Annotated in this window: 12 protein-coding genes; 8 read left to right on the forward strand and 4 right to left on the reverse strand. The window is 68.1% G+C overall.

Annotated elements, in window-relative coordinates; genetic code table 11:
• From AC5W7N_RS22785 to treY, 3 genes are read left to right on the forward strand one after another with little or no spacing between them, the layout of a single operon-like run.
• The gene (locus AC5W7N_RS22785; protein ID WP_163816533.1) at nucleotides 1–555 is read left to right on the forward strand and encodes a cupin domain-containing protein; all 555 of its coding nucleotides are present in this window, start codon (nucleotides 1–3) and stop codon (nucleotides 553–555) included.
• A 49-nt stretch (nucleotides 556–604) separates the two neighbouring features.
• On the forward strand, nucleotides 605–2,722 hold the full coding sequence (gene glgX / locus AC5W7N_RS22790; protein WP_495922120.1) for a glycogen debranching protein GlgX: 2,118 nt from the start codon (nucleotides 605–607) through the stop codon (nucleotides 2,720–2,722).
• 59 nt (nucleotides 2,723–2,781) lie between these two features.
• A complete protein-coding gene (treY, locus tag AC5W7N_RS22795) occupies nucleotides 2,782–5,178 on the forward strand; it encodes a malto-oligosyltrehalose synthase (RefSeq protein ID WP_163816558.1) in 2,397 nt (798 codons plus the stop codon).
• A gap of 4 nt (nucleotides 5,179–5,182) precedes the next feature.
• Here the strand turns inward: treY and AC5W7N_RS22800 are convergent, their stop codons facing one another.
• Both AC5W7N_RS22800 and AC5W7N_RS22805 read right to left on the reverse strand, forming a co-directional pair.
• Nucleotides 5,183–6,325 carry a T6SS phospholipase effector Tle1-like catalytic domain-containing protein gene (locus AC5W7N_RS22800; RefSeq protein ID WP_195021047.1) on the reverse strand — a complete coding sequence of 381 codons (1,143 nt, stop codon included), beginning with the start codon at nucleotides 6,323–6,325 and terminating at the stop codon, nucleotides 5,183–5,185.
• A gap of 145 nt (nucleotides 6,326–6,470) precedes the next feature.
• The gene (locus AC5W7N_RS22805) at nucleotides 6,471–7,418 is read right to left on the reverse strand and encodes a cupin domain-containing protein (protein WP_195021048.1); all 948 of its coding nucleotides are present in this window, start codon (nucleotides 7,416–7,418) and stop codon (nucleotides 6,471–6,473) included.
• Nucleotides 7,419–7,609: 191 nt separating this feature from the next.
• Between AC5W7N_RS22805 and AC5W7N_RS22810 the strand changes: the two genes are divergently transcribed.
• The 4 genes from AC5W7N_RS22810 to AC5W7N_RS22825 all read left to right on the forward strand — a co-directional run bounded on the left by AC5W7N_RS22810 (nucleotide 7,610) and on the right by AC5W7N_RS22825 (nucleotide 10,245).
• On the forward strand, nucleotides 7,610–8,167 hold the full coding sequence (locus AC5W7N_RS22810; RefSeq protein ID WP_495922121.1) for a TetR/AcrR family transcriptional regulator: 558 nt from the start codon (nucleotides 7,610–7,612) through the stop codon (nucleotides 8,165–8,167).
• Between the two features lie 560 nt (nucleotides 8,168–8,727).
• A complete protein-coding gene (locus AC5W7N_RS22815; RefSeq protein ID WP_495922122.1) occupies nucleotides 8,728–9,231 on the forward strand; it encodes a hypothetical protein in 504 nt (167 codons plus the stop codon).
• 40 nt (nucleotides 9,232–9,271) lie between these two features.
• Nucleotides 9,272–9,787, forward strand: a complete 516-nt coding sequence (locus AC5W7N_RS22820) for a hypothetical protein (protein WP_495922123.1) — start codon at nucleotides 9,272–9,274, stop codon at nucleotides 9,785–9,787.
• Entirely contained in the window at nucleotides 9,784–10,245 is a 462-nt protein-coding gene (locus AC5W7N_RS22825; RefSeq protein ID WP_194989821.1) for a pyridoxamine 5'-phosphate oxidase family protein, read from the forward strand. The genes AC5W7N_RS22820 and AC5W7N_RS22825 overlap by 4 nt, the downstream gene beginning before the upstream one ends.
• A gap of 131 nt (nucleotides 10,246–10,376) precedes the next feature.
• Here the strand turns inward: AC5W7N_RS22825 and AC5W7N_RS22830 are convergent, their stop codons facing one another.
• Nucleotides 10,377–10,796 carry a hypothetical protein gene (locus AC5W7N_RS22830; RefSeq protein WP_194989820.1) on the reverse strand — a complete coding sequence of 140 codons (420 nt, stop codon included), beginning with the start codon at nucleotides 10,794–10,796 and terminating at the stop codon, nucleotides 10,377–10,379.
• Between the two features lie 34 nt (nucleotides 10,797–10,830).
• On the reverse strand, nucleotides 10,831–11,187 hold the full coding sequence (locus AC5W7N_RS22835; protein WP_195007292.1) for a nuclear transport factor 2 family protein: 357 nt from the start codon (nucleotides 11,185–11,187) through the stop codon (nucleotides 10,831–10,833).
• Between the two features lie 321 nt (nucleotides 11,188–11,508).
• On the opposite strand from AC5W7N_RS22835, the gene AC5W7N_RS22840 reads away from it, so the two are divergent.
• Nucleotides 11,509–11,979: a hypothetical protein gene (locus tag AC5W7N_RS22840; RefSeq protein WP_195021054.1), complete on the forward strand. Its 471-nt coding sequence runs from the start codon at nucleotides 11,509–11,511 to the stop codon at nucleotides 11,977–11,979.
• Nucleotides 11,980–12,054 lie beyond the last annotated feature (75 nt).

Below are 12,054 nucleotides of genomic sequence, written 5' to 3' on the forward strand. Positions count from 1 at the left end.
ATGCACGAAACCCTCACCTTCCGCGACGGCCATCGCGTCACCCTGATGGCTCGTGGCGTCGACGACGACGGCCCCTACCTGCGGCTACAGCATCTGCTGCCGGTACCGAAACGGCAGGCCGGCCGACACTGGCACCCCGAAATCGCCGAGAGCTGGACCATCCGCAGCGGACGGCTGCGCTTCCGCATCGACGGGCGCGAGGTCATCGCCGACCCGGGCAGTACCGTCACCGCCGCACCTCGCGCGGTGCACGAATTCTGGAGCGAGCTGCCCGATACCGTCGTCGACCACGAGATCCGGCCGCCACTTCGGCATTGGCAGATGTTCCAGCTGTGGTCCGCCCTCGACAACGCGGGCAAAACCACCGGCGCGGGCGTCCCGCGCAATCCCGTCGCGCTCGCCATGCTCTGGGAGCTCCAGGACGGCTACCTCGCCGGCATCCCGGCCCCCGTCCAGCGCGCGGTCCTCGGCACCCTCGCCCGCCTCGCCCGCCGCACCGGATACCACCGCCGCTGGCTGCCCGCGACCTCGGCCACCGCCGGTCCGCCCGCTTAACGCGCAGGGCCGCAGCGGCGGCGACCGAGCGACCGTTAGTGTCGTTGCCATGGTTTCGCCCGATCCCGCGTCCGCCGCGGCACCGCTGGGTGTCTGGCCGGGTAGCGCGTATCCGCTGGGCGCCACCTACGACGGGACCGGCACCAATTTCTCGCTGTTCACCGAGGTCGCCGACGCGGTGGAGTTGTGCCTGGTCGACAAGCAGGGCACCGAGACCCGGATCGGGCTGGAGGAGGTCGACGGGCACGTCTGGCATGCCTTCCTGCCGGGGGTCGGTCCGGGACAGCGCTACGGGTTCCGGGTGCACGGCCCGTTCGATCCCGACCGCGGCCTGCGCTGCGATCCGAGCAAATTCCTGCTCGACCCGTACGGCAAGGCCTTCGACGGCACGTTCACCGATCACCGCTCGCTCTCTACCTACGGCGAGGATTCGCTCGGCCACACCATGACCGGTGTGGTGATCAACCCGTTCTTCGACTGGGGCACCGACCGATCGCCGAAGCGGCCCTACCACGAGACGGTGATCTACGAGGCCCACGTCAAGGGCATGACCATCACCCACCCCGACGTTCCCGAGGAACTGCGCGGCACCTACGCGGGGCTGGCGCATCCGGCGATCATCGACCATCTGCGCGGCCTGGGCGTCACCGCGATCGAGCTGATGCCGGTGCACCAGTTCCTGCACGACCGCATCCTGCTCGACCAGGGCCTGCGCAACTATTGGGGCTACAACAGCTTCGGCTACCTCGCCCCGCATCACGAGTACGCGGCGGGCGCGCGGGCCGGCGCGGCGGTGACCGAATTCAAGGCGATGGTGCGGGCACTGCACGCCGAGGGCATCGAAGTGATCCTGGACGTGGTCTACAACCACACCGCCGAGGGCAATCACCTGGGGCCGACCATCGGTTTCCGCGGCATCGACAATGCCGCCTACTACCGGCTGATGGACGACGACCCCGCGCACTACATGGATTACACCGGCACCGGCAACAGCCTCAACGTGCGCCATCCGCACACCTTGCAGCTGATCATGGATTCGCTGCGGTACTGGGTGCTGGAGATGCACGTCGACGGTTTCCGGTTCGATCTGGCCGCCACGCTGGCCCGCGAACTGCACGATGTGGACCGGTTGTCCACGTTCTTCGATCTAGTGCAGCAGGATCCGGTGGTCAGCCAGGTCAAGCTCATCGCCGAACCGTGGGACGTCGGCGAGGGCGGCTATCAGGTGGGCAACTTCCCGAGCCTGTGGACCGAATGGAACGGCAAATACCGCGATACGGTGCGCGACTACTGGCGCGGTGAGCACGCCACCCTCGGCGAGTTCGCGTCCCGGTTCACCGGGTCCTCGGATCTGTACGAGGCCACCGGGCGCAGACCCAGCGCCTCGATCAACTTCGTCACCGCCCACGACGGCTTCACCCTCCGGGACCTGGTGTCCTACAACGACAAACACAACGAGGCCAACGGCGAAGGCAACCGCGACGGTGAAAACCACAACCGGTCCTGGAACTGCGGGGTGGAAGGACCCACCGACGACCCGGAAGTGCTCGCGTTGCGTGATCGCCAGTCGCGCAACCTGCTGGCCACGCTGATCCTGAGCCAGGGCACCCCGATGCTCGCGCACGGCGACGAGATGGGCCGCACCCAGCTCGGCAACAACAATGTCTACTGCCAGGATTCGGCATTGTCCTGGATGGATTGGTCGCTGGCGCACAAGAACGCCGATCTGCTCGCGTTCACCCGCGCGGCGATCGCCTTGCGCACCGCGCATCCGGTGTTCCGCCGCCGTCGGTTCCTGGCCGGCGGCGCCGTGCGCGAGGGCGGGCATCCCCGCGATATCGCCTGGCTGACCCCCGACGGCGCGGAGATGACGGTCGCGGACTGGGACAGCGGCTTCGGCCGGGCGCTGGCGGTGTTCCTGAACGGCGAAGGGATCCCGGAGCCGGGCCCGCGCGGTGAACGCATCACCGACGATTCGTTCCTGCTGTGCTTCAACGCCCACGACAGCGCCCTGGATTTCACCCTGCCCACCCCCGATTTCGGCGCCGAGTGGTCGGTCGCCCTGGATTGTTCCGCACCCGACGGACGTGCCGAGGCCAGCTATGCCGCGGCGAGCACCGTCACCGTCACCGCCCGTTGTCTGCTCGTCCTCCGCCGCACCGCCTGACCGATACGAACATGACCGAGAAGAACCTGACCGCCACGCATCTCACCGATCCACAGTCCATGCGCCGCCCGGCCCGGTCGACGCCGGTGCGCAGCACCTACCGGCTGCAACTGCGCCCGGACCTGCTCACCTTCGCCGACGCCGCCGCCATCGCCGAATACCTGCAGCAGCTGGGCATCTCGCATCTGTATCTGTCGCCGGTGATGACCGCCGCGCACGGTTCGACGCACGGCTACGACGTCACCGATCCGACCACGGTGTCGGCGGCGCTGGGCGGCCCGGCCGGGCTCAAGGCGCTCTCGGACGAGGTGCGCAGCCGCGGCATGGGGTTGATCGTCGATCTGGTGCCCAACCATGTGGGTGTCGGCGATCCGCGGCAGAACCCGTGGTGGTGGGATGTGCTGCGGCACGGACCGGAATCGCAGTACGCGCATTACTTCGATATCGACTGGAGCCCGCTCAACGGCGCCGGCGGACGGCTGGCGCTGCCGGTCTTGCAGAGCGAGAACGATCCGGCGGCCTTGACGGTGGACCGGTCCGGTCCAGAGCCGATGCTCGCGCTGCACGATCTGCGGTTTCCGATCGCGCCCGACACCGACGGCGACAACGCGCTGCGCATCCACGACAAACAGCATTACCGGCTGGTGAGCTGGAAGGCGGGCCTGTGCAGCTACCGCCGGTTCTTCGCGGTGAGCGGGCTGGCGGCGCTGCGTCAGGAAGATCCGGAGGTGTTCGAAGCCACCCATCGTGAGCTAGCGGCCTGGTGTGAACACGATCTGATCGACGGTGTGCGCGTCGACCACCCCGACGGGCTGTCCTATCCGGCGGCCTATCTCGCCCGGCTGCGCAGCCTCATCGGCCCCCACCGGCTGCTGCTGGTGGAGAAGATCCTCGCCAACCGGGAACCGCTGGACGCGACCCTGCCCATCGACGGCACCACCGGTTACGACGCGCTCGCCGATATCGGCGGGGTGCTGATCGACCCCGGCGGTGAGCAGACGCTGACGGAGTTGTCCCAGCATTTCGCCGGCCACGGCAGCGACCGCGCCTGGATCGGCGAGAAGCAGCACCGCATCAAGCGCGCGGTGGCCGAAAGCATTCTGGCACCGGAGATCCGGCGGCTGGTGGCGGCGGTCAAACGCGACGCGGGCGTGAACGGCTTCGACGCCTCCGGGATCAGCGATATGGCGCTGACCAACGCCACCATCGAGGTGCTGGCGTTCCTTCCGGTGTACCGGGTCGATTACACGCCGCTGGCCGGGATGACCGGCGCCGTGGTCGCCGATGTGGAAAAACGCAACAGCGAACTCACCGCGCCGCTGTCGGTACTGGTGGCGGCGCTGGCCGCCGGCGGCGAGGCGGCGGTGCGGTTCAGCCAGGTGGGCGGCGCGATCACGGCCAAAGCCGTCGAGGACACCATGTTCTACCGGGCCGCACGGCTGGTGTCGCTGCAGGAGGTGGGCGGCAACCCGGCCCGATTCGGGCATTCGCTCAACGAGTTCCACCTCGCCAACAGCGAACGCGCACAACGCTGGCCCGCGACCATGACCGCGCTGTCGACCCACGACACCAAACGCGGTGAGGATGTGCGCGCCCGCATCGGGGTGCTGTCACAGGTGGCGACGCGGTGGGCGCGGTCGGTGGCGACCTGGCTCGAGCTCACCCCCGGCCCCGACGGCGCGACGGCACTGTTCCTGTTGCAGAACATGTTCGGGGTGTGGCCCGCCGACGGCCGTCCCGCCGCCTCGGTGCCCGGGCTACGCGATCGGCTGCACCGGTTCGCGGAGAAGGCGATTCGCGAGGCAGGCGAGCACACCTCCTGGGAGGAACCCGACCCCGAATTCGAGACCGCCGTGCACACCTGGATCGATGCGGTGATCGACGGCCCGGTCGGTTCCGGGCTCGGCGATCTGGTGCACGAACTGGCCCCGCATGCCTGGTCGGATGCGCTGTCGCAGAAACTGCTGCAACTGTGCGGGCCCGGGATTCCGGACGTCTATCAGGGCTGCGAGCTGTGGGAGGACTCGCTGGTCGACCCGGACAACCGGCGTCCGGTGGATTTCGCCACCCGCGCCGGCATGCTGCAATCACTGACGGGCACACCGGGTTTGGACACCACCGGGGCGGCGAAGATGTGGATCGTCGCCTATGCGCTGTGGTTACGCCGGGAGCGGCCGGACTGCTTCGTCGGCGGCACCTATCTGCCGTTGTTCGCGACCGGCGAGCAGGCGGGCAAGCTGGTGTCCTACGCCCGCGGCCGCGCCGGCGACGCGCCGGAGGTGATCGTGGCCGCGACCCGGCACAGCGTATCGCTGGCCGAGACCGGCTGGGGTGACACGGTGCTGGATCTACCGCAGGGCACCTGGACCGACCGGCTCACCGGGCACACCTTCCAGGGCCGGGCGCGGCTGGAGAAGCTGTTCGCCCGGCTCCCGGTGGCGCTGCTGGTGCGCTGAACGCTCAGGCGCCCAGTTTCGCCGTCACCGGGACGGTCTTCTCGATGAGTTCCTCGGGGAACATTCCGCCCAGCTCCTCGCGCCAGCGGCGCAGGTTGGCGGGGCGGTACTCGTCGTTCTGGGTGCAGGAGGCCAAACGGATGCCGATGTCCTCGGCGACGCCGAGTTTGCGCCAGGAATCCCAGTGGAACCGCGGACTGCGCGGATTCCGCAGCGCCCGCGCCAGATTCAGGACCCGGTAACCGATGCCGAGCGAGTCGTGCCTGCGCATGTGGTCGGCGCCCGCGGTGCAACGCTCGGACAGCGCGTCGAGGCGCTCGCGGTCGAACACCAGCCCCACCGATTCGGCTTCGGCCACCATCCACCGCAACGTGATATCCGACAGCCCGCATTCGGCGTAACCGCCACCGATATCGCTGTGCACGCCCTCGAACCACACCTGCTTCACCCGCTGGAAACCCCTGCGGTACTTCACATTCGGCTCCACCGGGACCTCCCACAGGCAGGGCTCGAAGTTGCGGCGCCGCTCGTCGATGGCCAGGGCCTGGCGCGCGCAGTGCACCGCGGGACCGAGGCGCACGTCGTGGAATTTGTGCCGCAGCGACGTCAGCCCCGGCACCCCCAGCGCGCCGACAGTGTCGAAGACGCCGAGGAAATCGATCTTGGCCGGACCGGGGTGGCAGTTCTCGCTCCGGAACTTCTCCCACTCGGCGGGTGTCTCACCGTCCGCCGGTACCGGCTGCTTGTGGATCTTCAACGCCTCCGGGTACATGCCGTCGATCATCGCTTCCGGCGTCATGATCCCGATCCGCCCGATGAGACCCGCCAAACTGCGCGCGGTGAAGGCGCCGCGGCTGAAACCGAAGATGAAGATCTGATCCCCTGGCTCCCAGTTCAACGCCAGATGCCAGTAGGCCGCCGATAGATTCGCCTCCAGTCCGAGGCCGAACGCCCCGCCCATCAGGCGGTCGGCCAGGAAGCCCTGGGTGCCGGGCCCCGGTACGTAGGTGACCCACTGGGCGACCGGCCGCCCCTGCTCGTCGGGCGCCTCGATCCGGATGGTCTGCGCGATCTTGATGATGTTGGATACCGTCGTGCTCGACTCGGCCTTCCAGGTGCCGTCGCAGCACACCACAAGTCGTTTCATATCCAGATCCTCCCGCCGCGCCCGCTCCGGGACCCGCGTACTCGACTACCCGAATATTCGTTCCCGCCCCCGGGGCCGTTAATGAGCGATTACTCGTGCCACCGTAACGACCCGCGGGTTCGCCGCGCCAGACCTCGACGCGTCGTCAGTTCTCGTCGTAGACGACGTGATAGCGGCGGGTGTAGCGGTTGAGCGCCGCCGGATCGAAACGGCCGCCCGAGGTGACCTCGGTGCGATGTTCGATGATCGCCTCGACCACGCACTCCCAACCGCCGGGTGAGGAGATCTGGACGACGCGCGGGGGCGGGTTCGAGCCAGGACGAAGCGCGTGCGGCACACCATGCGGCAACAGGACCACCTGGCCTGGACCCGCGACCTGGATACGGTCGTCGAATTCGACTTCGAGGAGACCGTCCAGCACATAGATGCACTCATCGGCGACGTGGTGCGTGTGCCGCGGAATCGGTTGGGCAACCGTGACTTCCAGTGCCGAGAACAGTCCGTCGGTGTCCTCGGTACGTGCCTTCACACTGAAGGCCGGGGGAATCGGGATACGGCCGGGCCGGGCTTCCCCCTTGCCGAGCAGGTAGAAACGATCGGGGTCGCCCCACTCCTTCGGGTCGTCGTGGCCCAGGTGGTAGCGCATGCCGAAGGGCTTGCCGATCTCGTTGGCCTCGACCCAGTCACGATCGGCGGTCCAGTCACCACTCTGCCGCGCCTCGGCCACCGCCTCCAGGTAGCGCTCCCAACCGGACGGCGCGGACAGCTGCAACGCGTGTACCGGAGTGTCCGCTCCGCCGAGGTTGCGCATCGCGTGGGTGATGCCGCGCGGAACCAGGAAGCACATTCCGCTGGTGAAGCGGTGGGTGTTACCGCGGTAGTCCAGCCCGAGCTCGCCGTCGATGACATAGACGAACTCGTCGAAGTTGTCGTGCACATGGGCGGGAATGTCGCCGTTGCCGCGGTTCTCCATCAGGGTGAACCGGCCCTCGGTGTCGTCGGTGCCCGCCTTGACGGTCGTCCACGGCGGCAGCGGGACTCGGGTGGGCCGTGAGGCGCCGGCCTCGAGCAGATAGAAGCGATCCTTGGACATCACAATCCTCTCCCGAACCGGATTCGGATTCCGGTTCCGATTACCGACCATCGCAGAGCCCGCGGCCGCTGTCAATCCCCGGGGCACGCCCCCCCGGCCGCCCGCCGGGTGTCGATCAGGTAACCGGATCGCGACCATGGAGTACGCTGCCGAATCGGAATCCACTTCCGTCGACCGAAAGCCTCCACCTCATGTCGAATCCACCCCGCCGCCTGCGCGCTGATGCCGGACGTAATCGAGCTCGCGTGCTCGAGGCCGCGACCGCGCTCTTCGCCGAGCGCGGGGACGAGGTCCAGATGTCGGAGGTCGCCGGCGCCGCGGGCGTGGGCGTCGGAACGATCTATCGCCACTTCCCCACGCGGCAGGCGCTCATGGAGGCCATCGCCGAACAGCGCTTCATCCAGATTCTGGACTCCGCCCGGACCAAACGGCCGGAATTCGCCACCGGCATCGAGGCGGTGCGATGGCTGCTGTCACATGTCGGCCAGGTACACGAAGGGGGGCGCACCCTCTCGAGGATGATCGAGTCGACGCTCGGCAGCATCGCCCCACAGGGCCCCGTCGAAGCCGAACTCTTCGAGTTCGCTTCATCGATTCTCGAGCAGGGCAGATCCGACGGATCCCTGCGCCCTGATGTCACCTCCGACGACCTCTACATGATCGTCGGTTCGCTCGCCACCGTGGTGCGCGCCGATCTCGGCGACTGGCATCGGTTCATCGACATCGTCCTCGATGGCCTGAAGCCCTGAGACTTTCGGCATTCCAGCACACGGGCGTCGCGTCGGCCACACATTCCGCTCACCCGGCGAGGGATTCGATGAGGTATCGGCCGACATCGCCGAGGACTTCCTCCGTGCGCGCCGCAACGCCGGTCGCCAACTCGGTCATAGCCGACATCGCCGCACACTGGGCCTGGCCACCGCACTGATCCTTCGAGCTCCGCGCACGGTCACCGCGTCGGCCATCGGCACGGGTGCCGTCATCGCGGCCGCGGGTATGGCGTGGTGGCTCAGCCATCCGGTCGACCAGAGCCGCCCGGGGGCACCGGAATGCCTACCGGGTAACGCGATCTACAACGTCACACACGGCTCCACCTGCTGACGGGCACCCCGGGGCATGGCCGCCGTCGGCGTGCCATGCCCCGAGACGAGCCCCCAGGCCACCATCGACGCCCACCAGGGCGGCGATCGCATCCAGAAGTTTCCTTGACAAGCGCGATATCTCCTCCTGTACCGTATCGGAATGTGAATCCGCTTCCGAATAGAGCGTCTGTGGACTCGGCCGCCCGGCGCAGGAGGTATGACATCTCATGAGCACAACGCTTCTGGCGACGCATGTGACCGCAGCGCTACTGCTGGCGGTGCTGCTCGGTGTGCAGTGCGGCGAGCTGGGCCGGCTGCGGCGCGCGTCGACGACTCGGGCACCGAGGCGAGTGCTGATCTCGATCGGCGCGATCCTGCCGGTCACCGTGTTCGTCGCGGGAACCGGTGGCCGGCTGTTGAATTCGGGATCACACGTCGGCGCGTGGGCCGCCGCCGGCATGGTCTCCAGCACACTCATCTTCCTCACCTCCCTGAACGCACTGCGAGTGCTGGGGCGGCGGAAGACGGCCTCGGTCGCCATCGGCGCCGCTGCCGCGGTGACGATCGCCGCATCGCAGTGGGGCACACCGGCATTCACCCTGGCCGGCGCCTACCTCATGGCCGCTCGCCCCACAGACCTGATCCCGGCGTTCGCACCGATCGCGCTGGCGGTCGCGGTCACCGTGGTGATGTGCGTGCGGGCCACGGCGGGTCGCGTCGCGGCGGCCTGACGAATCGAATCATCGACACATCGAGCAGTGAGGAATTCAGATGACACCCACACACACCACCGAGGCGTCGTCGGAGGACGTCGTCCGACTCAAATATTGGTCAGCGGCAACAATTTTCGCGAGACTCGCGCTCGGCGTGGGCTTCCTGTCCGCGGTCGGCGACCGGTTCGGACTGTGGGGTGAACCGGGTACCGGCAATGTCGCCTGGGGCGAATTCGAGGCGTTCACCGCCTACGTCGACGATCTGGCGCCGTATATGCCCGAACTGCTGGTCGACATCACCGCCTGGACCTCGACTGCCGCCGAAGCGGTGCTCGGCGTCGCACTGCTGCTCGGAATCGCGATGCGGTGGACGGCCGCGGCGACGCTGGTGACCCTGCTCGCGTTCGGCGGATCCATGTTCTTCTTCTCGGGCCCCGAATCACCGTTGAACGCCTCGGTGTTCAGCGCGGCCGCCGCCGCGGCGCTGCTGGCGCTGTCGCCGGAACGCGCGCACGTACTCAGCGTCGATCATCGCCGCCGCGGCCCTTCCGCTCGCGCAGGAGCCGAGCGATGACATACATCGACGAGGACATGCGCCGCGTTGTCGACCGGGCCAAGCTGGCCTTCGTCGCGACCGTGCGGCCCGATCATTCGCCGAACATCTCGCCGAAGGGGTCGGTGCGCGTCTACGACGACCAGCACCTGGTGTTCATGGACATCGCCTCACCCGGCACCGTGGCGAATCTGGCGCAGAACCCGGGTATCGAGATCGCCGTGGTGGACTTCATCGCCCGCCGGGGATACCGATTCACCGGCCTCGCGGAATTTCGCGATCCCGGCACCCCCGAGTACCTGTGGCTCCAGTCCTGGCTGCTGGACCGAAACGGGCCCGGCTACCCCGCGCATCGCGTCATCTTCGTCCGGGTCGAGGAGATAGCGCCGATCAATTCGCCCGCATACGAGTTCGGAAACGCCACCGAGCAGCAACTGTCGGCGCAGTGGCGCACGATCTACACCGAAGCCGGTTACTGAACGAGGACGAGACCGCGCCGTGTCCCGGTAGCACCCGTGCGGTGCCGGTCCCGTTATCGAACTACGACGAATCCGGTCGGGAGATCCCGACCGGATTCGTCGATGTTCTTGTGCCGAGCAGCTTTCCGAAATCAGCGCGCGCGGCGCAGGCCCAGGTATTGCATGGCCGCGAAGGCGCCGACGACGATGGCCTGGAGGACGGCCCATACGGTGCCGATCGCGTTCACGTCGAGTACGCCGGCGATCAGGGCCGCCAGGCTCACCACCACCCAGGCGGCGTTACCGGTGATCACCGCGCGCACGGCGACGGGGTTGATGTTCGCCGGGAGGCCCACGAGGGCGACGCCGATGCCGTAGAGGGTGAGGAAGATGCCGATGGGGATGCCGACAGCGGTGTCCAGGCCGAGCAAGGATTCGATCGGGCCGGACAGCGCGAGGTAGGCCAGGCCGTTGGCGGCGGTCACCACCGCGTCGAGGCGCAGCGAGAACCGCAGCAGGGCGGGGCCGGGGGCGAGCAGGGTGGACACGTAGCCGGGGGCGGTGGTGGTCATGATGACTCCTGGAGGTTTCGGAAGGTGGTCGAGGTCAGGCGGCGGTGGGGACCTTGTCGAGGAAGCCGTAGACGCCGGCGATGCGGCCGTCGGCGATGATCGCGACGTCGAACCCGACGATGACGACGGGCCCGTCGACGGGGCCGAGTTCCCAGGTGAAGCGCACCTGATCGTGGTGGCCGTCGACGGGGCCGGCCGGGCGGAACACCCAGCCGGGGAACTGTGCCTGCACGCCGGCGATGGCGGCGCACAGCTGCGCATGGCCGGCGACCGACACCAGCGGGTCGACGTAGGTGGCGTCGGGGGTGAAGACGCGCTCGACGGCGGCCACGCGGGCCTGCTCGTCGGTGGTGTTCCAGGCTTCCAGGTACTGCGCGACGAGAGTGTTCATCGAGTCCTCCATAACGTTCTGATCTGCGGTTTCTCCGCTCGATCCGGTGCTGAGAACTACGTTATGGGCGGGCAGGGGGTCGCCGAATCAGTCACCTATAAGTACTTTTCCGACGGCATTACCTATGGGCGTGGTCAACCGCTCGTGCGTCGGCACGACACTCTCCACCCGGCGTCACCGCGGGGCGACCCACCCGGCTCCACGACGTCGGCAGGCCGGTGACCCGCCACCGACGAGCCGGTGAGTCGCGGTGCCCCGGGCACGGTAGTGTTCGCTGCCGAGACCGGCGCGTGGACCGCTGGCTGAAAGAGGGGGATCCCAGTGGATTTCGGCACGAACGACGACTCGGCGACCGAGTACGAGCCGTACCCCACGGGCGCGAACAGCGCGCCGGGCGCCTGGCAGGCGCCGCATGACGCTGCGCCGCAGCAATGTCCGGTCGCCATGCCCGCGCCGGTGCGAGCGGCTCAGATCATCTCCTGGGTGTTCGGTGCGGTGGGCGCCGGGCTGATTGCGGTGGCGGTGGCCGCCGACAACTGGGAGCTGGTCGGCGCGCTCATCGGGGGTTACCTGCCCGCCGTCTTTCTCGTGATCCTGGCGTTCGGTTTCGGGGTGAACGGGAACGGCGTGCGGGTATCCGCGATCGTCGCCGCCTGCCTCGGCATGTTGCTCGGCCTCGGCGCGGTGACACAGGGACTTCCGCCCGGTCTCCTCGGCGTCGGCATGTGCCTGGCGATTGTGATCCTGCTGTCGCAGCGCAGCGCGGCGGACTGGTTCCAGCGGCCGCAGTGAGTTCGCGTGCACAACCCCGCTCCGGGGAAACCCGCTCTCCGAGGACGTCCGCTTAGCAGGCTGCGACCTCCGAGG

The sequence above is a fragment of the Nocardia sp. CDC519 genome, assembly GCF_059509835.1.